The sequence below is a fragment of the Cohnella baijiui genome, from assembly GCF_020731285.1.
Taxonomy (GTDB): domain Bacteria; phylum Bacillota; class Bacilli; order Paenibacillales; family Paenibacillaceae; genus Cohnella.
On sequence record NZ_JAJFOW010000011.1, the window covers coordinates 18,079 to 39,579 of the forward strand.

The window sequence follows — 21,501 nt, forward strand, 5'->3', positions numbered from 1 at the left end:
ATTGTAACGAGGGGAACGCGAAGACAGAATCGTCGGACGGCGGGTTCCTTGCCCGCAGTTAGTCTTGTCCGCCACTCGACCGAAGTCGGGGACGCGGGCTATTGCGGCGGATCGAGGCGCATGCGGATGCTGTAGGGGACGAAGCCGGCCTTGGCCCAGAATCGCCTGCCCCGGACGTTCCCGTCCAAGACGTCGATCGAGAGGGAGATCCCAGCAAACTGTTCCCGCAGCAAATGGATTCCTTCGAGTCCGCAGCCGCGCCGGCGATAGGACTGCCGGATCAAGTATTGGCGCAAATAGACCTCGCTCCCCCGCTCCTGATGTTGGCAGAGTGCATAGCCGATCGTCTCGTCGCCGTCGCAGAGCAGCCAGGCAACGTATTCCCCGCGCTCCAGCCAGTCGGTCATGCGGCCCGCGAGCTCGTTCAATGTCATCGGATTCCGGCTGCCTTCGTCGCGGATAAGCTCCAGGTTCATCTCGGCCAGCGCCGGCACGTCGTCCGCCCCGGCCTTCCGGTAGTGCAGCTTCATTCGGGCTCCCCCTTCTTCGCGTTGCGAACCTTTGACCCCGTTAACCGATCGGTTGAATGCACTCCGCCCGATTGCCGAACGGATCGCGGAACTCGAACCGGTCGTAGCCGGGTATCGGTACCGAAGCGATCGGCTCGATGCCGTGGCGGCGCAGCAGCGCGGCGACGGCGGGGACGCTCTCGACCTCGTAGGCGATATGGGCTTTGGTGGCCGTTCGGTCCACTCCGTCCTCCGTGCCGATATGCACGTCGCGGTCCCCGACCCGTACCCACAGGCCTCCCCGCCCTTGGAGCGACGTCGGTTTCTCTACCTCGGGCAAGCCGAGGACGCCGCAGTAGAACGCCCTGGCCTCCGCCTCGCCGCCTTTCGGAATCGTAATCTGGACGTGATGAATGCCTCGAATCATATGCGTCGACCTCTCTTTCGTGCGAGCCGGCCGGCGGAAACGAACGCGCGATCCGCCAACTCGCCGATTCATATCCTGATTTTAACAGACGGAGGTTTTATGGAACAGGAACTCCTCCAAGGAAAGACGCCTCATTCTCCCGCCGGCGGCTTGGCATCCACGCCGTCCGCGCTCTGGCTCCACCGCCCGTTCACCCAAGTGATCAGGAACGAGATGCCTCCCAGGATGATGCTTGCGAATGCGATCGCTCATGACGATTCTCCTCCCGGAATGGTTGTTGGACGGCGACTGGCCCACCGATCGGCGAACCGTACGGCGCCGTACAATAGCAGCATCAGCGTCAAGGCGACCGCCTCCAGCTGCAGCAAATACCAGGGCCACGGCCCGAGCAAATCGAGCAGCGAAGCGCCGGAGGGCTTGCGGGCGAGAAACATGAAGTTGGTCCCCCAAGCGAGATCCGCGACGGCCGCGGGGACGGCCAGCGCGTGAAGCCCCAGCCAGGCCCGCCAAACGGACCTTCCCGTCGGTCGGTATCCTTCGACCGCGGTGAGGTAGACGTTGGCCGCGACGATCACCGTATGCCCGAGGAAAAAGTGAAAGTAGTCGTAGTCCGGAAAACCGGCGGCGAGATCGGGCGTCAACAGCGCCTGGGCAGCGCCCAAAATGCCGAGGAAAAACGTCACCTCGTAGAGCCGCTTGCTGCCGGTCCAGACGGCGGCCGCCGAAAGCCAGATCATCATGCTGCACAGCTCGAAGGGCAGCGCTTCGAACCCCCAATCGTTCAGCCACGCCCGCCGGACGAGCATCGCGCCTTCGCACGCGACGGCGGCGAGGACGAGCGCGGTCCGCGCGGTCCGCCGCGCCCCGGGGGACCGCAGCCTGCCGCGAAAGGCGAGGATGGACGAGAGGACGGCTGCCGCTCCCGCGAGCGCGGCAAGATGCGCGGCCGAGTAAGCTTCGAATGCCATGCGGGTTCGCCTCCTTGGCTTGCTTGATTTCACCTTCATTTTAGGTAAAAGGCGCAAAAAAAATAGTACCAACTTCACGTGGTACCATCTCGGGATAAATCGATCAGAAGTTCAGAGGGACCTCGGCCCCCCGTCTTCGTCCTCCGGCTTGCGGTCGAACAGACCCAGCTCTTTCGCCTGCCTGGCCACCGCCTTGGAGCCGCCGGCCTTCAGCTTTTTCAGGATGTGGTTGATGTGGTTTTTGACCGTCCGAATCGAAATGAACAGCTTGTCCGCCATTTGGGATTGGGAGTAGCCTTGGTCGACCATTTCGAGCAGCTGCAGCTCGGCCGGCGTGATGCGATCGCGCAGCTTCTTCGCCTCGAACTCCCGCTCCAGCCGCTTCAGCCTGCGAAACTCCTCGCGCATCCGCTCCGCCGCGGCCGGACTGATCGACGACTGCCGGGCGGCCGCCGCCCGCACCGCGTCGGGCAGCGCTTCGAAGTCGGACTTCAGCTGGTAGTCGATCGCCCCCGCCTGGAAGGAGCGGAAGATCAGCTCCTTCTCCTCCATCGACGTCAACATGATGACCCGCGCGCCGGATACGGCCGCCGCCTGCTCGGCCAGGGAGATCCCCTCCGGCTCGCCGTGCAGCATAATGTCCATCAGGACGACGTCGGCCGGCTGCGCCTCCCCGCCCGCCAGCGCGCGGCGCACCTGCTCCGGCCGGTCCGTCGCCAGCGTCACGGACAGGTCGGACTCCCGCGACAAATACGCCGCGAGACCGCGCAGCCAGTCTGGGTCGTCCTCGACGATCCAGATGCGAATCTTATCCATGTATCGTCCCTCTCCTTTCCGCTGCCGCCGGCCGCTCCGCGATCGGTTCGGCCTGCACCCTGCGCTTCGGGAACGTCAAGTAGACGCTCGTCCCCGCCCCCTTGCGGCTGCGGATTTGCAGCGTGCCGCCGTGTTTGCGCATGACATGATAAGCGTAAGGCAAGCCCAGCCCGAAGTTGGTCCCTCCGCGCTTGGTCGTGTAAAACGGCTCCAGCGCCCGCGCGGCTTGGGCCCGCTCCATGCCCGGACCGTCGTCGCGAACCTCGATCGTCAGTTCCCGCCGCCCTTCGGTCAACCGCACCTGTACCTTCCCCTCCCGGCCATCTCCGCCTCCGACCGCCTCGACGGCGTTGGCGACGAGGTTGTTTAGCGCTTCGCCGACTTGCGCCTCGTCGATGCGGCAGCGCCAGCGGGAGGAGGCGTCGCAAGCCAGATCGATCCGCCTTTCCCCTAGCGCCGGCTGAAAAGCCGCCACCGTCCGTTCGACCAGCCCGCCGAGGTCCGTCTCCGCCAAATGCAGCGTCAGATCGTCGGTCCGCCGGTGCACGCGCGCCACCATCTCCTGCATATGCCGGGACGCGCTCAGCACGGTTTCGGCGTCGTCGGCCAGCTCGCGCTGCCCGGTCTCCTCGGCGTAACGCTTCATCTTTTCCCCGAAGAGCCGTATTTTGCCCGCGTCGTTTTTGATCGCATGGTTCAGGATCGCGGTTCCCGACGTGACCGCGCGCAGCGTCGAGTCCAGTCTGCGCCGCTCGAAGAGCAGCCTGGTCCCCATAAAGCCGTAGGTGAACAGACCGAGCAAGAAGAAGGCCACTGCCAGCCCTACGATCCACGTATTGTATACCCATAGACGGAGCCACCCGAGACTGGGCAGCAAATAGTTCATCGTCATCAGAAAAAGCATCGGCGGCAGCACCGCCAGAACGACGATCCAATAAGCCGGCGAAAACGGGGCGTGACGCGGGCGATGCAGCAAGATGTGCGCTGCTCCGAACGCGATGTAGGGAACCGCCCACCAGACGACGATGTCGAAGGAGATCGGGTACTGTTCGGTGTACGGCGGCAGTAAGAGCAGGCAGAGCGCGATCGGCAGCAGCAGCGCGACGGACAGCCCCCGCCGCATCACCATCGACCACCCGGCAGGCCGAAAAGCAAGGGCGAATAGTAGGAACGCGTAAGGCACACCGTAGTAGGAAGCGAGCGCGGAGACGACCTGCAGCCGATAAAGCGGCGGCTCCCAACGCGCCTTTGCCGCCTCCGTAGAAAGCCCCGGAATAAAGCCGGCGTCAACGACCGCGGCGAGCGCGCCCGTGCCGCCGAGAAACGCGACGGCTGCAAGGCGGCGAATCGCGGAGGAGCGCGGGTCGGAGACGAGCAGAAACAGCGCCACCGCCCACAAAGCCAGCCAGACGAAAATCAAAGCTCCCCTCCCCTTTCCGTCCAAGCGATCTCGCCTTCTTGCCAACGGCCAAAGAGAGCAAACAACGCCTCGTCCGAACGCTCGGCCAGCCCCAGCATGGCGACATAAGGATCGCCTTCCAGCCCTAAAAGCCGCGCGAATGCGGGCTCTGTCTTCACGCCCTCTCGCTTCAGCGCCCGAACGCAGCTTTTGAAGGGCTCTCCTAACAACCGCAACAGCCGGTATTCCACGATCATATGGACGTAACCGTTCTGACGGTCCGTCGGCTCGGGCTGCGCGAAAATTTCGACCGGCCAGCCCTCGCAAACGAAGCTCGCCTTGCAACGGGCGAGGCCGCCGACCTCCCGTTTCGCGATTGCGAAGCCGTCCATACGGCCGAACCAATGGAGAAGCTCCCGTTCGAACGCCGCTCCCCCGTCCTCCGCCGGCAGCTCGCAGACGAGATCCAGATCGCTCCCGGGGACGTTCAGATCGAGAGGCACCGTGCCTACGAGAATCGGATGGTAGGCGAGCAGGCGTTCCAGCCAGCGACGACGCGTCAGCAGCTCGTATACGTCCTGCTGGTCGGCCGTTCCCTGCGAGAGGTATTCGATGTCTTTCCAATCGATATCGCGCTCGATCGCTGCCGCCCTCCCGTTTTTGAGCCCTTCACACCCGGCCCTGTAACGAAACTATCTTTCGTTACGGCCTCCATAGCGGGATGCTTTAGCCTACCGCACGCTGACCGAGCCGTCGGCATGTCCAACGTAGACGGCCGCGGCCATGCCGATGAACAGGCCGTTCTCGACGACGCCGGGGATCAGGTTCAGCTCGCGTTCGAGTCCCGCCGGGTCGGCGATCGTCCCGAAGCGGCAGTCGGCGATCCAGTTGCCGTTGTCCGTCACGTAAGGACGGTCGCCGTCCATCCGCAGGCGGGGATGTCCCAGCAGCGCCGCGAGCCGCAGCATCGTCAGATTCGCGCCAAACGGAACGATCTCGACCGGCAGCGGGAATTGGCCCAGCGTCTCGACCGTCTTGGACTCGTCCGCTACGATTACCAGCCGCTTGCTGTGCGCCGCGATGATCTTCTCGCGCAGGAGCGCCCCGCCGCCGCCCTTGATCAAGTTGCGGTCGCCATCGGCTTCGTCGGCGCCGTCGATCGTCAGATCGATGCGCTCGATGTCTTCGAGCGGCAAGATCGGAATGCCCAGCTCGCGCGCTTGCGCTTCGGACCGCTTCGACGTAGCGACGGTCTGAATGCGGAGCCCTTCCTGAACTCGCTCTCCGAGCCTCTCAATGGCCCAGTAGGCGGTCGATCCGGTGCCGAGCCCGACGATCATGCCGTCCTGCACAAGTTTAACAGCTTCTTCCGCCGCGTTTTTTTTGGGATCGATGTCCAAGGCGCGTCTACCTCCCGTAATTCAGGTGCTGAATGGTTTAGGCTGCGAACATTTCATGAGGCTTGCGGTTCGCGCCGCTCTTCCCTTCATTATCCTCCCGCGACACGTCAAGTTCAACTGCAAATGGCAAGCCCACCTCGCGACGCCGTCTTCCGAACAAAACAAAAAGGCAGCCTGCGCATGGCAAGCTGCCTGTCCGATTTGCATTATGCTTTGGCGAGCGCCGCTTCGGTGCGGGCGCGGTCGCGTTCCAGCACGGGGCCGAGGTACTTGCCCGTGTAAGACTTCTCGTTGGCGGCCAACTGCTCGGGCGTGCCGGTGCCGACGATCGTGCCGCCGCCGCTGCCGCCCTCCGGTCCGAGGTCGACGAGGTAGTCGGCGGTCTTGATGACGTCCAGATTGTGCTCGATGACGAGCACGCTCTCGCCCGAGTCGACCAGCCGCTGCAGCACCTGCAGCAGGCGGTCGATGTCATCCGCATGCAGCCCCGTCGTCGGCTCGTCGAGGATGTACAGCGTCTTGCCGGTGCTGCGGCGGTACAGCTCGGCGGCCAGCTTGACCCGCTGGGCCTCCCCGCCCGACATCGTCGTCGACGGCTGGCCGATCGTCATGTAGCCAAGGCCGACGTCGAGCAGCGTCTGGAGCTTGCGATGAATGCGCGGGATGTTCTGGAAGAACTCCGTCGCATGCTCGATCGTCATCTCCAGCACTTCGGCGATGCTCTTGCTTTTGTATTTCACTTCGAGCGTCTCGCGGTTGTAGCGTTTGCCTTTGCAGACCTCGCAAGGCACGTAGACGTCCGGCAGGAAGTGCATCTCGATCTTGATGATGCCGTCGCCTTTGCAAGCTTCGCAGCGGCCGCCCTTGACGTTAAAGCTGAAGCGGCCCTTCTTGTAGCCGCGGACTTTCGCTTCGTTCGTCATCGCGTAGACGTCGCGAATGTCGTCGAACACGCCGGTGTAGGTCGCCGGGTTCGAGCGCGGCGTCCGGCCGATCGGAGACTGGTCGATGTCGATGACCTTCTCCAGATGCTCGATGCCGACGATCTCCCGGTACTCGCCGGGACGCGTCTTCGCCTTGTTCAGGTCGCGGGCCAGCGTCTTGTACAGAATCTCGTTGACGAGCGTCGACTTGCCCGAACCGGATACCCCGGTGACCGCCGTAAAGACGCCGAGCGGAATTTTGGCGTTCAGGTTTTTCAGATTGTTCTCCTTCGCGCCTTTCACTTCGATCCACTTGCCGTTCGGTTTGCGGCGCTCGAGCGGCACGGGAATGAACTTGCGGCCGCTGAGGTAGGCCCCCGTCAGCGAGTTCGCATCGGCCATCACTTCTTCCGGCGTCCCGTGCGAGACGACATTGCCGCCATGAATGCCGGCGCCCGGCCCGATGTCGATCAGGTAGTCGGCCGCCATCATCGTATCCTCGTCATGCTCGACGACGATCAGCGTATTGCCCAGGTCGCGCATATGCTCGAGCGCCCGGATGAGCTTGTCGTTGTCCCGCTGATGCAGTCCGATGCTCGGCTCGTCGAGGATGTAGAGGACGCCCATCAGGCTCGATCCGATCTGCGTGGCGAGCCGGATCCGCTGCGCCTCGCCGCCGGACAGCGTACCCGCCGCGCGGGACAGTGTCAAATAGTCCAGCCCGACGTTCACGAGGAAGCCGAGACGGTTGTTGATTTCCTTCAGGATGAGGTTGGCGATCTGCTTTTCCTTCTCGTTCAGGTCCAGTCCGGCGAAAAATCGCTGCGCGTCCCCGATCGACAGCCCTGTCACGAACGCCATGTTCTGGCCGCCGACCGTCACCGCGAGCGATTCCTTCTTCAGGCGGTGGCCCTTGCACTTCGCGCAGGGCTGGGCGCTCATGTACTCCTCGATGAACTCGCGGATGCCCTCCGAAGCCGTGTCGCGATAGCGGCGCTCCAGGTTCGGAACGACCCCCTCGAACGGGACGAGCGCGTCGCGCCGGTGGCCGAACTCGTTCTCGTAGCGGAACCGGATCTTCTCCGAGCCGGTGCCGTATAGGATCGTATTCAACTGCTTGTCGTCCAGCTCCGAGATCGGTACGCCCGTCGGGATGCCGAAGTGCTGGCAGACGGCTTGCAGGAATTGCGGGTAGTAGTTGGACGTGCTGCCTGCCCATGCCTCGAACGCGCCGTCCTCGATGCTCTTGGCCCGGTCGGGGACAAGCAGCGCCGGGTCGACGACCATCTTGACCCCGAGGCCGTCGCAATCGGGACAAGCGCCGAAGGGCGAGTTGAAGGAGAACATCCGGGGCGCGAGCTCCTCCATGGAGAAGCCGCAGATCGGACAGGCCAGATTGGCGTTGAAGAGAAGCTCCTCCTTGTCCATCACGTCCACGATGACGCGGCCTCCGCCGAGCTTGAGCGCCATCTCGAGCGAGTCCGCAAGCCGCGTGGCAACGTCGTCCTTGACGACGATCCGGTCGACGACGACCTCGATGGAGTGCTTCTTGTTTTTCTCCAGCTCGATCGTCTCGGACAGGTCACGGATCTCGCCGTTGACGCGCACGCGAACGAAGCCCTGCTTCTGCACGTCGGCGAACAGCTTGCTATGCTCGCCCTTGCGCCCGGAGACGACCGGGGCCAAAATCTGCAATCTCGTCCGCTCCGGCAATTCGAGCAGGCGGTCTACCATCTGCTCGACGGTCTGCGAGGTGATCTCGACGCCGTGCTCCGGGCAGTGCGGGCGGCCGACACGCGCGAACATGAGCCGCAAATAGTCGTAAATCTCGGTGACCGTGCCGACGGTAGAACGAGGGTTGCGGCTGGTCGTCTTCTGATCGATCGAGATGGCGGGCGACAGCCCGTCGATGGAGTCGACGTCGGGTTTGTCCATTTGGCCGAGGAACTGGCGCGCATAGGCGGACAGCGACTCGACGTAGCGCCGCTGCCCTTCCGCATAAATCGTATCGAACGCCAGCGACGACTTGCCGGAGCCGCTCAGCCCTGTCAGCACGACGAACTTGTCGCGGGGAATGGTGACGTCGATGTTTTTCAGGTTATGGGCGCGGGCGCCCTTGATCACGATGCTTTCGTTAGCCAACGGGAAAGCCCCTTTCCAAACGGTCACGGCGGGGCTCGCTCAAAAACCGTCCGCAGTCGATCCGTGCATAGGAATATGTGTTCTCGTTTCATTATACGGCGTCCGGAACTGGCATGCAAATGGAAATCCGGACCGCCGTCCGAAATGTTTCCGGCTTCGTCGCGCCAGAGGCTCGCCGACCGTCCTGCTATCCTCTACCCCGATCGCCGATCCGTGAACGAGGTCGACCCTAGCCGCCGTGCAAAGAACCTCTCCCCGCGATCGCGGAAAGAGGTTCGCATCCGTATTCCGTATATCTATCGAGTCGCTACATGCCTGCGCGAAGCTCCAGCAGCGCGTCGCGAAGCTCGGCGGCCCGCTCGAACTGCAGGTTCTTCGCGGCATCCTTCATCTCCGCCTCGAGGCGGTTGATGACGGACTGGCGATCCTTCTTCGTCATCTTGTCGACGCCTTCCATGCCGGTCAGGTACGTGCTCTTCTGCTCGGCCACCTTCGTCGCCTCGATGACGTCGCGCACTTTTTTGCGGATCGTCTGCGGCGTGATGCCGTGCTTCTCGTTGTATGCCATCTGGATCGCGCGGCGGCGCTCCGTCTCTCCGATCGCTTTTTCCATGGAATCGGTGATCTTGTCGCCATACATGATGACGCGGCCTTCGGAGTTCCGCGCCGCGCGTCCGATCGTCTGGATGAGCGAGCGCTCCGCCCGAAGGAAGCCTTCCTTGTCCGCGTCGAGGATCGCCACCAGCGTCACCTCCGGCAAGTCCAACCCTTCCCGCAGCAGGTTGATCCCGACCAGCACGTCGAATGTGCCGATGCGCAGGTCGCGGAGGATGGCCATCCGCTCCAGCGTCTTGATATCCGAGTGCAGGTAGCGGACCTTGATGCCGACCTCCTTCAGATAATCGGTCAGGTCCTCCGCCATCTTCTTCGTCAGGGTCGTGACCAGGATGCGCTCGTCCTTGGCGATGCGGGTGCGGATTTCGCCCAGCAGGTCATCGATCTGCCCCTTCGTCGGGCGCACCTCGATGACCGGATCGACGAGCCCCGTCGGCCGGATGATCTGCTGCACCATCGTCGGGCAGTGCTCCAGCTCGTACGGGCCGGGCGTGGCGGAGACGTAGACGAGCTGCTTGGCCTTGCCCTCGAACTCCTCGAAGCGCAGCGGACGGTTGTCCTTCGCCGAAGGCAGGCGGAAGCCGTGGTCGACGAGGACGGTCTTGCGCGCCTGGTCTCCATTGTACATCGCCCGGATCTGCGGCACCGTCACGTGCGACTCGTCGATGACGATCAGGTAGTCGTCCGGGAAAAAGTCCATGAGCGTATACGGCGTGGCGCCGCGCTCGCGGAACGTCAGCGGTCCCGAGTAGTTCTCGATGCCGGAGCAGAAGCCCATCTCCGCCATCATCTCGAGGTCGTAGCGGGTGCGCTGCTCGAGCCGCTGGGCCTCGAGCAGCTTGCCTTGCTCGCGGAGCTCGGCGAGCCGCTCCTCGAGCTCGCGCTCGATGTTGACCATCGCGAGCTTCATCTTCTCCTCGGCAGTCACGAAGTGAGACGCCGGGAAGATCGCCACGTGCTCCCGCTGGCCGATGATCTCGCCCGTGAGCACGTCGATCTCGGTAATCCGCTCGATCTCGTCGCCGAACATCTCGACCCGGATCGCGCGATCCCCCACCGACACGGGAAAGATCTCGATAACATCGCCCCGCACCCGGAACGTCCCCCGCGTGAAGTTGAGGTCGTTGCGCTGGTATTGAATGTCCACCAGCTTGTGCAGAATCGCGTTGCGCGACTTTTCCATGCCGACCCGCAGGCTGAGCCGAAGGTCCCGGTATTCCTCCGGCGAGCCCAAGCCGTAGATGCACGAGACGCTCGCCACGATGATGACGTCCTTGCGCTCGAACAGCGCCGAGGTCGCGGAGTGGCGGAGCTTGTCGATCTCGTCGTTAATGCTGGAATCCTTCTCGATATACGTATCCGAAGACGGGATGTACGCTTCCGGCTGATAGTAGTCATAGTAGCTGACGAAGTATTCCACGGCGTTCTCCGGGAAAAACTCCTTGAATTCGCTGCACAGCTGCGCGGCGAGCGTCTTGTTGTGGGCGATGACGAGCGTCGGCTTGTTCACCTTCGCGATCGTCTGCGCGATCGTGAACGTCTTGCCGGTGCCGGTCGCGCCGAGCAGCGTCTGGTGCTTTTTGCCTTGCTCGATCCCTTCGGTCAGCTGCCGGATCGCTCCCGGCTGGTCGCCCTGCGGTTCGTATTCGGACATGAGCTTAAAAGCAGACGGTACTGACATCGTTACGCGCACCTCCATTGTCCCATAGACCAAAGCCCTATATTATTCCAGCCCTTAGAATCCCGATAAATAGAATATACTGTCAACGCGAAACAGAATATGTGTTCCCGTCTATTATACCGATTAGAGGGAACGCCGTCAAAAAGGAGCGATCTCATTGAAACGGCTGGATCACACGACGTCGTGGGGCATCCTCGCGGGGCTCGCCGCGCTTATCGGCGGGTTCTTGTGGGAGGGCGGTCACTGGGGCGGACTCATCGAGAAGTCCGCGCTGCTGATCGTCTTCGGCGGCACCTTCGCCGCGGTGGCGGTCAGCCATCCCGCTCAGCGGCTCAAACAAATTCCCGAGGCGCTGCGGCTGGCGTTCCGTCCGCAGGCGCAAGACTCGCGAGCGATCATCGACGATCTCGTCGATTTCGCGACGGTCGCCCGCCGCGAAGGGGTGCTGGCGCTGGAGAACAAGGTCGTCGAGCATCCGACGCCCTTCCTGCGCAACGGTCTCCAAATGGTGGTCGACGGCACCGACCCCGAGCTGAACCGGCAAATTCTCGAGGTCGAGATCGACGCGATCGAGCGGAAGCTCGAGCAACAGGCCAAAATCTTCGATTCGGCGGGCGGCTTCGCCCCCACGATGGGAATTATCGGCACCGTCATGGGACTGATCCACGTGCTCGGCAACCTGTCGGACCCGGGCTCGCTCGGACCTTCGATCGCGGTCGCCTTCACGGCGACGCTGTACGGCGTCGCGTCGGCGAACGTCGTCTATCTCCCCATCGCCTCGAAAATTCGCGCCCGCGCGGCGGAAACGGTGCAAACGATGGAGCTGATGCTGGAAGGCATCCTCGCCATCCAGGCCGGGGAGAACCCGAATCTCATTCGCAAAAAGCTGACCTCCTTCATGCTGCTGGAGGACATTCCGCAGGGGAAGAAGGTGGCGTCCGATGCGGCGGAGCCGGACCAAGCGCAAGCAAGCCGCGCATGACAATCACGAACGCTGGCTGATCACGTACGCCGATCTCATCACGCTGCTCATGATTTTCTTCGTCGTCCTTTACGCGATGAGCCAGCTGGACATCAAAAAGTACGATTCGCTGGCTGCTTCGCTGCAGCTCCAGTTCCGTCAGGCCGACACCGTCCTCGAGCTCGGCTCCGGCGTGACCGGCTCCACCGACGCGGCCAAGTACCGGACCCCGGCGCCTTCCGCCTCCCCCGAGCCTTCTTCCGCCAGAGAGGTGAAGATCCAGGCGCATGAGCAGCAACTGCAGGATCTGCTGAAGGTCGTCCAGGCGTACGTCAAGGCCAATCATCTGGAGACGCAGGTGTTCGTCGAAGACACGCCCCGAGGGATCGCGATCCGGCTGTCGGACCGTTTCCTGTTCGATCTCGGCAAAGCCGATCTCAAAAAGGACGCGCGCCCCGTCCTGGACAAGCTGTCCAGCCTGTTCGCCGACCTCGACAATCCGATCTCCATCCAGGGCCACACCGACAACCTCCCGCTGCAGGACGGCGCCGTCTACAGGGACAACTGGGGATTGTCGGCCGGCCGCGCGCTGTCCGTGCTGCGCTACTTCGTCGACGAGAAAAAGCTAAAAGAGGACGTCTTCGAAATCGCCGGCTATGCCGACACGCAGCCGATCGCCCCGAACGACACGGAAGCGAACCGCCAAAAAAACCGCCGCGTCGAAATTCTCGTGCTGCGGCAGGCGCAGCGCTCCTAAGCGTCTTCCGAGCGGACAAGCCGAACGCCCGGCAGCCCTCCCCGGACTTTTCCTGGGCGGCTGCCGGGCGTTCGGGCATCCGATTCTTTTATTTTCGCGCGAAGTAGTCGATCTTCATCGCTTCCCGCACCTCGCCCATCGTCGTCTTGGCGATCGCGCGCGCCCGCTCCGTGCCGTCGATCAACATCTCGTCGAGAAATGCGTCTTTCCCCTCGTACCGGCTTCTTCGTTCCCGCAGCGGCTTCAACAGTCCGTCCAGCGCCCGAACGATACTCGCCTTGCACGCCGTACAGCCGATCGTTCCCTTCTCGCAGCTTTCGCGTATCTCTCCCGCTTCGTCCGGGTTAAACGACCGGTGATAGCCGTAGACGGGACAGACGTCGGGGTGGCCGGGATCGTCCTTGCGGATGCGGCTCGGATCCGTTTTGGCCCGCTTCACCTTAACCTCCAGCTCCTCGGTCGTGCAATCGAGCGCGATCGCGTTGCCGAGGCTTTTGCTCATCTTGCCGGTCCCGTCGAGCCCTTCCAGCCGATCGCCCACCAGCGCTTGCGGCTCCACAAGGACGGGGGCGTACAGATCGTTGAAGCGGCGAACGATCTTCCGCGTCTGCTCGATATGCGGAATCTGGTCTTCGCCGACCGGGACGAGCGTCGCCTTGCAGAAGGCGATGTCCGCCGCCTGGCTGACGGGATAGCCCAAAAAGCCGTAGTACAGGTCCGTATAGCCGTGCGCGGCAGCCTCGGCCTTGATCGTGGGATTGTGCCTCAGTGCGTTGACGGTGACGAACATCGAGAAGATCACGGTGAGCTCCGCGATCTCGGGAACGAGCGATTGGACGAACATCGTCGACTTGCCGGGATCGATCCCCACGGAAAGGTAATCCAGCGCCACCTGACGCAGGTGGTCGCGGATAAGTCCGGGCCGGTCGAAATGCGTCGTCAGCGCCTGCACGTCCGCCAGCATGACGAAGCATTCATGCCGCTCTTGCAGCAGGACCCGGTTTTGAAGACTGCCGAGGTAATGACCGAGGTGCAGCTTGCCCGTGACCCGGTCGCCGGTTAATACGCGTTGTTGCATCGAAAATCCTCCTCCATATGGTTTTGAAACGGTTTGTCATGATCCACCTGACCTGTTTTCGCCAACGCCAGCCGTCATCCATCGGCCATCACCTCCTTTCCGGAAAACAAAAAAACTCCGTCCTCGTTAAAGGACGAAGTTGTCGCTTCGCGGTACCACCTTTATTGGCCCGCCGCGCATGCGTCGGCGAACCCTCTTTGGCCAGACATCGTTCGATGCCCCGTCTCTTGTATCGGCGAGACGCCCGCCTCACCTACCCCGTCTCGGACGGATCGGATCGGACGCTCCGAAGCCCATTCGCCGCCGTTCGGACGCCGACTCGCACCACCCGTCGGCTCTCTGGGTCTTCCCGGCGATTACTCTTCTTCATCATCGCGCAGCGTATATGGATGTCATGATAACACAATGCTCGCGACAAAAGGAAGGCTGCGGCAGCCTTTTCCGAAAAAAAAGAAGCTCACCGGCCGTCTTTCCGTTTATAATGGTGGAAAATGTTGTCGCCCTGCGTCGTTCGCCGTCGAGGGCGAATCGGAGGAGCGGCAGGCTTATGGCTATCGATACCCAGGCGATCTCCGCGATCGGATTTCCTTGTTCGGCTTGCGGTGGACCGACAAGATTCGATGCGGACAGCCAACGACTTAAATGCGATTACTGCGGAACCGATCAGCCGATCGAAAACGTCCTGCTCGCGCCGAAGGAGCATCGGCTGACGGACGATGACGCGGACGAGACGGCGGGGACTGATTGGGGCGTCGCCCAACAGGCGATGCAATGCGAGCAATGCGGCGGGCAATCGCTCATTCCGGCGACGCAGACGGCGGCTTCGTGCGTGTTTTGCGGGTCGCCGAAGGTCCTTGTCCAGCAAGGCTCGCGCAGTATTCGCCCGGAATCGGTCATCCCCTTTCGCCTCTCCGTGAAGGCCGCGGCGGAGCGCTTTTACGCCTGGAAACGCAAGCGCTGGTTCGTGCCGAACGCCTTCAAGAAAGGCGACATCGACGCCAAGCTGACCGGGATCTACGTCCCGTACTGGACGTTCGACGCGGAAACGACGTCCGTCTACTCAGCCGAAGTCGGCGTTCATCATTATCGCACCGTCACCAAAACCCGCACCGTGAACGGGAAAACAGAAAGATACACGGAGCAGGAGCGCTATACCGTTTGGCATTCGACCAGCGGCGTGTACGGCAGGTCGTTCGACGACGTTCTCGTGCCCGCCTCCGGCCAATACGACGCCGAGCTGCTGGAGAAGCTTGGCAACTTTGATCTGGCGCAGCTTTTGCCGTACAAACCGGAGTACTTGAGCGGGTTCATCGCGGAGCGCTATTCCGTGTCGCGGGCCGACGGCTGGCAGCGGGCGGAGGAAAGAATGCATGAGACGCTGTCGAAGGAAATCCGCTCCAAGATCGGCGGCGACGAAATTCGGGGACTGCGCATCGGAACGGACTACGGCGACCGCACGTTTAAGCATTTGCTGCTGCCGGTGTGGAACGCCCGTTACGTATACAAGGCCAAGCCCTACCGCTTTATGGTCAACGGCCAGACGGGCCTCGTTTCGGGTCGCGTCCCTCGAAGCGGGGTCAAGATCACGTTGTTCGTCCTGGTCTGCCTGGCGGTCGTGCTCGGCGCGATCGGTCTGTACATCGCGTACGGATCGAATGCATCTGTTTAGGGTTGAATCCGTTCATCCGTTCTCCAACCATCGAAAAGTAAGGACCACCGCCGATGTGCGTATGTAGACTACCTACATTCGTCGAAAAAGCTGGCGGGGCACCAATGTAAGTATGCAGACTACCTACATTCGTTGAAAAAGCTGGCGGGGCACCAATGTGCGTATGTAAACTACCTACATTCCTCGAAAAAGCTGGCAGGGCACCAATGTGCGTATGTAAACTACCTACATTCCTCGAAAAAGCCGGCCGAGCTCCGATGTGCGTATGCAAACTACCTACATTCGTCGAAAAAGCTGGCGGGGCACCAATGTGCGTATGTAAACTACCTACATTCCTCGAAAAAGCCGGCCGAGCTCCGATGTGCGTATGCAAACTACCTACATTCGTCGAAAAAAGCTGGCGGGGTACCAATGTGCGTATGTAAACTACCTACATTCCCCAAAAATCAGAATGGCGCTCCTGCCGGTCCGTGCTTCACGCATGAACCGCAGGATCGCCTTATGCATTGGGATGCCTATTCCATGATCTTCAGCCCGATCACGGCTCCGACAACCAGCGCGAGGAAAAAAAGGCGGCGCGGCTGGCGGGATTCGCCGTAGAACAACATGCCGATCACCGTGGCGCCGATCGTGCCGATCGCGGTCCAGACAGCGTACGCGGTGCCCATCGACAACGAATTCATCGCAATCGTCAGCAGGACGAAGCTGGCTGCGAATCCGCCCAGCATGAGCGTCCAGGCGCCGATGTTCCGGCGAACGTTCAGCCGGTTCAGACCGAGGACGCCGACGACCTCGCCCAATCCGGCGAGAATGAGAATGATCCAAGCCATCGCCTACTCCTCCTCCCTTGCGGGGACATGGCCCGTCGTCATCTTGAGCCCGGCGATGCCGAGCACGAGGACGATAACGAGCGCGAGCTTGCCCGCATCGAGATTGACGCCGAAGAAGACGGATTCGCCGATCACGGTGCCCGCCGCGCCGATCCCCGTAAACACGGCATAGACGGTGCCGACCGGCAGCACACGCGAAACGTACAGCAGCATGCCAAAGCTGAAGACGATCGCGGCGGCGGTCAACGCCCACTCCCAGATCTGGTCCGCGTGCTTCAGGCCGGAAACCCACCCGATCTCGCTCAAGCCCGCGATCAACAATAACAACCAATGACGACTCATGATGTCAACCCCCTCTGATCAGGATGCCCCAGGAAAGCGCGGGAATCACGGCCGTGGAACGGTCCGAAGCGGGCTTTACGCCGATCAGAAAAGATATCGGCATAAAAAAATACCCGGGAGCATCGGCATGCTCGGCGCTTCATCAACTTCCGTCGTTGATGGAGACCGAACATCCTGATACTCCCGGGCTTTTGTCCCTCCGTGACGCCTCCCGCTTAACGGGACTGCGCGTTCTCCCTTGGACCAGACCGGCGCGCGCCGCGGAACCCTAGAGAACGAATCTTTCTCATCTTAGTACGCGTTGACATGACGTGTCAAGTGTCAACTCGTACCGCGCCGGCTCCGCCGCGGGGGCAAGCCCGGCTCGGACGGCGCGGCGACAACTGCCGGCGGCAGCGCGGTCCCCGTCTCGCGGGTCGCCGTCGACTCGCTGGCGGCCACCGCTTCGCCGGTCGCCGGCTCGCCGACGTCTTGCACCCCGGCTCCCCTTTCTCCGGGAACCTCAACCGCAACCGTGCTCGCGTCCTCCACGGCCGCAGCCGTCTCGTCCCGAGCGCCGGTCAAGCCGGCCCCGCGCTCGCCGCGCAGCCGCGCGCCGGCATGCCGCAGCCCCTGCCACAGCGAAGCCGCACGCGGGGCTGCGACATACTCGGCGTCCTCGTCCGGCGCGAGGATCAAGCCGAGCTGATAGTGCTCGCCCGCGTACCGCGCGCGCTGCGCGAATTTCACGTGCCCCTCGCGGTTCAGCACCTCGAGCTTGCAAAACGCCGATTGAAGCTGCAGCGCGGCATGCAGCTGCTCCTTGCTTCGGACGGACATGCCGTTCACCTTGGTGACGATCTCCCCCGCCTCGAGCTGCATCTCCGCCGCGGGCGTCCCCGGAAGCACGGCCAGCACCGTCACGCCGCGTCCGCGCTGCACATAGACCGGCTGCCGGCCGCGCTCGCTGAATCGCCCGCGCAGCAGCAGCCCTTCATGGCCCGCGAAAGCCGCGAGCGCGGCCGCAACCGTCAGCGGCGCCCAGAAAGCCGCGCCGGCCGCCAGCGCGGCGACAGCCGCGCCGTAGACGACGAGGCCGCGCGCGGTTTCGCGAGCCTTGTCGCCCGGCCAGCGCGTCTCCGTCCGCTCGCTGAAGCCGATCAGCACCGGAAACGCCGCGAGCGTCCAGCCGGCCGCCGATGCGGCGGCCCCGCCCGCGCCGTCCAGGCCGAACAGCGGCGTCCACGGCAGCGACAGCCCCGCTCCGCCCGCGGTCGGAATCAGCCAGAGCAGCGGCACGGGCCAGACGCCGGACAGCGAATACGCGCCGACCGGCTTGCCCCGCTTGCCCTCCAGAAACAGCGGCGTCGCATAGCGCGCTCCCTGCGCGCGCACGAGAATGCCTTCCGCGATATGCAGCAGACCGGCGAGAAACAGCAGCGCCGGCACGTCGATCCCGGCCAGCGCGCGCGCGACGGGAGCGAGCGTCTCGCCGGCGCGAGACTCCAACCCCGTCCATGCCAGCAATGCCTGCACGACGCCGAGGGCACCTGCCGCATAAGCCAGACAGATGTAGTGCAGCCGGAAGATCGCCAGCACGATCGTCGCCGCCCAAACGCAAAGAAGCGTCTCCTGCGTCAGATTCGCTCCCGCGGCGAAGCCGAGCGCGGACAACGCCGCGCCGACCGCCAAACCCGCGACGGATCTGCCGATCATCATCGGAATGCTCCCGCGCAGCCGCACGTGGAACAGCTGGCGCTGAAGAACGACTTGCTGGCGGCCGTGCCACCAGACGATCAACAACGCGATATAAAAATACGGCAGCGTGAACAATCCGGCCAAGGCCTGCCCCGCTGTCCGCAGCCAATCGAGCACAAGCTCCATGTCTTCTGTCACAACCTTCCGCTCCGCCGCCGGCTTCCTCGATCTGCTCGGCCGGCTCGGTCCGCATGGCGCTTCCTTTCCCTCGACTATTCGACGCCGCGCGGGCGAAATCCTGCCTCCCGAACCGCGCGCGCCTCCGCGTCCGCTTTCCCAAACGCGTCCGGCGTCAAGCCTAACTAACCGCCCCAGCGCTTCTCGGCCCATCGACTACCCGGCTGCCTATCGGGCTTTCCCGCCGACTCCGGCAGCCTGCAGCGCCAGCGCATGCGCTTCCTGCCATTGCTTGTCGTGCGCTTCGTCCTGCTTCGCCGCGAACGATGCAGCCTCCAGCCGTTCCGCCGTCGCATCGTCGACCGCTCCCGTCTCGGGCAAGCCCGAAAGCCGTTGGAACTTCGCGACGGCTTCCCGCGTTCCTTCGCTGAAATAGCCGTCCTGACGGTCGGCCGGGCATCCCGCCCCCGCGAGGAGCAACTGCAGGTTCCGCACCTCGTCGCCGATCTGATCCTGCTTCAGCACCTGACCTCGCGTCAGCCGCACGGCCGCGAAATAATCCGGCTGTACGACCTCCGCGTCCGGCCGCACGCCTCGGCGGTCGATCGACGTGCCGTCCGGCAGCAGCCACTTGGAAACGGTCAGCTTCACAAGGCTGCCATCGCCGAGATCCTCGTAGCTAATCTGCACCGTGCCTTTGCCGTAGGTCGTCTCCCCGACAAGCGTCGCCCCGATCGTCATCTTCAGCGCGCCGGCCAGAATCTCCGCCGCGCTGGCCGTCTCATGGTCGATCAGGACGACGACCGGGTAAGGTTTGCCCCGTTCGGGTTCGCCCGTTGCTTTCTCCGGCTGTTGAACGCCGTCGGCGGACGCGTAGACGACGATCGTCCGTCCGCCGGGCACGAACTGGGAGGCTACGTCCAGCACCGACGCCAGCACGCCGCCCGGATTGTGCCGCACGTCCAGGACGAGCGCCTTCATGCCGCCGGCCTCCAGCTTCTCCAGCTCCTGGGCGACGCGCTCTCCCGTATCGAACGTGAAGGAGCTGATCCACAGCCGCCCGACGCCGTCGGCGCCGAGCTCGCTGCCGACCGTCTTGTAGTCGAGAACCTCTCGCACCAGCTCCAGGTGCAGTGGCGCTTCCGTCCCCGGACGGCGGACGACGAGCTTGGCTTTCGTCCCCTTCGGACCGCGGACCTTCGCCGTCGCCTCCTCGAGACTGAGCCCGCTCAGCGACTGACCGTTGACGGACAAGAGCACGTCCTTCAACCGCAAGCCCGCGCGTTCGGCAGGCGAGTCCTTCATCAGGTCGACGACGACGAACAAGTCGCCGTCCGGCTCCAGCTTGGCGCCGATTCCGCTGAACGTCCCCCGGAGCTTGTCGGTGTATTTGTCCGCTTCCTTGCTTGGAATATAATCGCTATAAGGGTCGCTTAGCGCCCCGACTATCCCTTTGATCGCGCCGTCCAGCAGCTTGTCCCCGTCCGGCGTCTGGAGCGCCTTGCTCCCGATAAGCGCCAGCGCTTTGTCCAGCTTGTCCCATTGCCGTTCGTCCCACAGCCCATGTCCCGGCCGCGAAGCGGGCGAATCGTCCGTTTGGACATGCTGCGTGCGCGCGGCAGACCATAGGGGCGTTTCGTTCGTCCAACTCAGCACGCCGACGGTCGCCGCGCACGCAACGACCGCCGTGCCCGCCATCAGCCCCAATACCGTACGGCCCCGCAGCAGCACTGTCGCTCCTCCTCCGCTTTCCCTGACTCGTCCCGTCCTAATCTAACCTATGTGTCTTCTTCCATCATTATCCATCGTGCAAAGGCGATATGGCAACATGTCGCATGGGTAAATAAAAAAGAGTGGCGTCGGCAAAGCCAAAACAGCCGCCAGCCCCCTGCTGGCACGCGGGGCTGCAACGGCTGTGTGGCGCTGAACGCGATAAATTACTTCAGATATGGCGCCGGGTTGACCGGCGTGCCGTCCTTGCGTACTTCGAAGTGCAGATGATACCCCGTCGCGGTGCCGGTCATGCCGACGAGACCGATCTTCTCGCCGCGCTTGACCGTCTCGCCCTTCTTGACCAGGATGCCGCCCGGCTTCAAGTGGCCGTAGAGCGTCCAGAGGCCGCCGCCATGGTTGATAATAATGCAGTTGCCGTACCCGCTCCACGTTTGCGCGACGATGACGACGCCCGATTCCGCGGCATAGACCGACGTGCCGTTCGGCGCGGCCATGTCCATCCCCGTGTGGAGCTTGTTCTTCTCGCCCGAGACCGGATGCGTCCGGTAGCCGAACGGCGAAGAGATGCGATAGTTGACTTTGAGCGGTACGCCGAGCTTGCCGCCCTTGTAGTAGTTTTTAAGCGCGTTTTTTTGCTCGAGCAGCTTGGAGTACTTTTTCCCGAACTCCATGAGCGCCGCTTCGGCTTCCTCGCTGATGTCCTCGGTCTCTTCGATCTGCTTGGTGAGGCTGGCGACGAGGACTTCCTTGTCCTTTTCTTTAGCCTCAAGGTCGGCTTTGCGAGTCGCCATCTCGCCATACAGCGTCTTAACGCTGCCCAACTCCTGCTCGACCTGCGCCTTTTTGTCCTCGACCAGCGCTTTGTAGGACTTGGTCTGCTCGAGCACGTCCTTGTCCTGCTGCATGATCGACTGCAGCGACTGGAACCGGTTCAGGAAGTCGCTGAAGCTGGTCGAGCTCATCAGGACGTCCACATAAGAGACGGCCCCATTTGTATACATAAGGCGAATCCGCTTTTTGAGCAGTTCGTCGCGGTTCGCGCGGGCGTTCTCGGCTTTTTCCAGCTCGGCCGTCGTCTTCAGGAGCTTGGCTTCGGCGGCGTCGATCTTGTTCTGGGTCGCGTCCAGGTCGTCGCCCGCCTTCTGGATTTGCGCCATCAGTTGGTTAATATCCGCTGCGGTCGCTTGCTTTTGCGCGTTCAGATGGACCGTCTTTTTCTCGGCATCCTTTTTGTTCTTGGCCGCCTCGTTCATCTGCGCCTGTATCTGCTTGAGCTCCCGTTCGACTTTTTGCAGGCTCGTCTCCGCGTAGCTGTCGTAAGGATGGAGCAAGAACACCAGACCTACCAGCATGGCCGTCAGGGCCAACAATCGCTTCTTCACGGCTGTCCTCCTTC

18 protein-coding genes and 1 riboswitch are annotated in these 21,501 nt (G+C 62.9%); of the genes, 3 read left to right on the forward strand and 15 right to left on the reverse strand.

What is annotated here, in order from left to right; translation table 11 throughout:
- Positions 1–98: 98 nt before the first annotated feature.
- The 9 genes from LKX83_RS13210 to uvrB all read right to left on the reverse strand — a co-directional run bounded on the left by LKX83_RS13210 (position 99) and on the right by uvrB (position 10,880).
- Positions 99–530 (reverse strand): GNAT family N-acetyltransferase, encoded by a 432-nt coding sequence (locus LKX83_RS13210; protein ID WP_227882741.1) that lies wholly within the window; start codon positions 528–530, stop codon positions 99–101.
- Positions 531–570: 40 nt separating this feature from the next.
- On the reverse strand, positions 571–936 hold the full coding sequence (locus LKX83_RS13215; protein ID WP_227882742.1) for a VOC family protein: 366 nt from the start codon (positions 934–936) through the stop codon (positions 571–573).
- Between the two features lie 248 nt (positions 937–1,184).
- Entirely contained in the window at positions 1,185–1,904 is a 720-nt protein-coding gene (locus tag LKX83_RS13220; protein WP_227882743.1) for a YwaF family protein, read from the reverse strand.
- Between the two features lie 111 nt (positions 1,905–2,015).
- Positions 2,016–2,720 carry a response regulator transcription factor gene (locus LKX83_RS13225; protein WP_227882744.1) on the reverse strand — a complete coding sequence of 235 codons (705 nt, stop codon included), beginning with the start codon at positions 2,718–2,720 and terminating at the stop codon, positions 2,016–2,018.
- Entirely contained in the window at positions 2,713–4,140 is a 1,428-nt protein-coding gene (locus LKX83_RS13230; protein ID WP_227882745.1) for a sensor histidine kinase, read from the reverse strand. Before LKX83_RS13230 ends, LKX83_RS13225 begins: the two co-directional genes overlap by 8 nt.
- Positions 4,137–4,760 (reverse strand): DUF4269 domain-containing protein, encoded by a 624-nt coding sequence (locus tag LKX83_RS13235; RefSeq protein ID WP_370639076.1) that lies wholly within the window; start codon positions 4,758–4,760, stop codon positions 4,137–4,139. Before LKX83_RS13235 ends, LKX83_RS13230 begins: the two co-directional genes overlap by 4 nt.
- A 90-nt stretch (positions 4,761–4,850) precedes the next feature.
- Complete coding sequence (rpiA, locus tag LKX83_RS13240) at positions 4,851–5,513, reverse strand: ribose-5-phosphate isomerase RpiA (RefSeq protein WP_227882835.1); 663 nt, start codon at positions 5,511–5,513, stop codon at positions 4,851–4,853.
- A gap of 212 nt (positions 5,514–5,725) precedes the next feature.
- A complete protein-coding gene (gene uvrA / locus LKX83_RS13245; RefSeq protein ID WP_227882746.1) occupies positions 5,726–8,584 on the reverse strand; it encodes an excinuclease ABC subunit UvrA in 2,859 nt (952 codons plus the stop codon).
- A gap of 307 nt (positions 8,585–8,891) precedes the next feature.
- Entirely contained in the window at positions 8,892–10,880 is a 1,989-nt protein-coding gene (uvrB, locus tag LKX83_RS13250; protein WP_227882747.1) for an excinuclease ABC subunit UvrB, read from the reverse strand.
- 166 nt (positions 10,881–11,046) lie between these two features.
- Between uvrB and LKX83_RS13255 the strand changes: the two genes are divergently transcribed.
- A complete protein-coding gene (locus LKX83_RS13255) occupies positions 11,047–11,862 on the forward strand; it encodes a flagellar motor protein (protein ID WP_227882836.1) in 816 nt (271 codons plus the stop codon).
- The gene (locus tag LKX83_RS13260; protein ID WP_227882748.1) at positions 11,822–12,598 is read left to right on the forward strand and encodes an OmpA/MotB family protein; all 777 of its coding nucleotides are present in this window, start codon (positions 11,822–11,824) and stop codon (positions 12,596–12,598) included. Before LKX83_RS13255 ends, LKX83_RS13260 begins: the two co-directional genes overlap by 41 nt.
- 88 nt (positions 12,599–12,686) lie before the next feature.
- Here LKX83_RS13260 and trpS read toward each other — a convergent pair whose 3' ends face one another.
- Positions 12,687–13,676, reverse strand: a complete 990-nt coding sequence (gene trpS / locus LKX83_RS13265) for a tryptophan--tRNA ligase (RefSeq protein WP_227882749.1) — start codon at positions 13,674–13,676, stop codon at positions 12,687–12,689.
- Between the two features lie 547 nt (positions 13,677–14,223).
- Between trpS and LKX83_RS13270 the strand changes: the two genes are divergently transcribed.
- Positions 14,224–15,345: a TFIIB-type zinc ribbon-containing protein gene (locus tag LKX83_RS13270; RefSeq protein ID WP_227882750.1), complete on the forward strand. Its 1,122-nt coding sequence runs from the start codon at positions 14,224–14,226 to the stop codon at positions 15,343–15,345.
- A 515-nt stretch (positions 15,346–15,860) separates the two neighbouring features.
- Here LKX83_RS13270 and LKX83_RS13275 read toward each other — a convergent pair.
- The 5 genes from LKX83_RS13275 to LKX83_RS13295 form a co-directional block, all read right to left on the reverse strand.
- Entirely contained in the window at positions 15,861–16,175 is a 315-nt protein-coding gene (locus tag LKX83_RS13275; protein ID WP_227882751.1) for a DMT family transporter, read from the reverse strand.
- Between the two features lie 3 nt (positions 16,176–16,178).
- On the reverse strand, positions 16,179–16,517 hold the full coding sequence (locus tag LKX83_RS13280) for a DMT family transporter (RefSeq protein ID WP_227882752.1): 339 nt from the start codon (positions 16,515–16,517) through the stop codon (positions 16,179–16,181).
- Positions 16,518–16,695: 178 nt separating this feature from the next.
- Positions 16,696–16,800: riboswitch (guanidine-I (ykkC/yxkD leader) on the reverse strand.
- A gap of 38 nt (positions 16,801–16,838) precedes the next feature.
- The gene (locus tag LKX83_RS13285; protein WP_227882753.1) at positions 16,839–18,392 is read right to left on the reverse strand and encodes a PDZ domain-containing protein; all 1,554 of its coding nucleotides are present in this window, start codon (positions 18,390–18,392) and stop codon (positions 16,839–16,841) included.
- Between the two features lie 207 nt (positions 18,393–18,599).
- The gene (locus LKX83_RS13290) at positions 18,600–20,102 is read right to left on the reverse strand and encodes a S41 family peptidase (RefSeq protein WP_227882754.1); all 1,503 of its coding nucleotides are present in this window, start codon (positions 20,100–20,102) and stop codon (positions 18,600–18,602) included.
- Between the two features lie 206 nt (positions 20,103–20,308).
- Positions 20,309–21,487 (reverse strand): murein hydrolase activator EnvC family protein, encoded by a 1,179-nt coding sequence (locus LKX83_RS13295; protein WP_227882755.1) that lies wholly within the window; start codon positions 21,485–21,487, stop codon positions 20,309–20,311.
- Positions 21,488–21,501 lie beyond the last annotated feature (14 nt).

Coding starts and splice junctions, on each gene's coding strand:
- LKX83_RS13280 (WP_227882752.1), bottom strand. CDS start 16,517: ATGAGTCGTCATTGGTTGTTATTGTTGATCGCGGGCTTGAGCGAGATC.
- LKX83_RS13210 (WP_227882741.1), bottom strand. CDS start 530: ATGAAGCTGCACTACCGGAAGGCCGGGGCGGACGACGTGCCGGCGCTG.
- trpS (WP_227882749.1), bottom strand. CDS start 13,676: ATGCAACAACGCGTATTAACCGGCGACCGGGTCACGGGCAAGCTGCAC.
- LKX83_RS13270 (WP_227882750.1), top strand. CDS start 14,224: ATGGCTATCGATACCCAGGCGATCTCCGCGATCGGATTTCCTTGTTCG.
- LKX83_RS13225 (WP_227882744.1), bottom strand. CDS start 2,720: ATGGATAAGATTCGCATCTGGATCGTCGAGGACGACCCAGACTGGCTG.
- uvrB (WP_227882747.1), bottom strand. CDS start 10,880: ATGTCAGTACCGTCTGCTTTTAAGCTCATGTCCGAATACGAACCGCAG.
- LKX83_RS13215 (WP_227882742.1), bottom strand. CDS start 936: ATGATTCGAGGCATTCATCACGTCCAGATTACGATTCCGAAAGGCGGC.
- LKX83_RS13220 (WP_227882743.1), bottom strand. CDS start 1,904: ATGGCATTCGAAGCTTACTCGGCCGCGCATCTTGCCGCGCTCGCGGGA.
- LKX83_RS13275 (WP_227882751.1), bottom strand. CDS start 16,175: ATGGCTTGGATCATTCTCATTCTCGCCGGATTGGGCGAGGTCGTCGGC.
- LKX83_RS13260 (WP_227882748.1), top strand. CDS start 11,822: ATGCGGCGGAGCCGGACCAAGCGCAAGCAAGCCGCGCATGACAATCAC.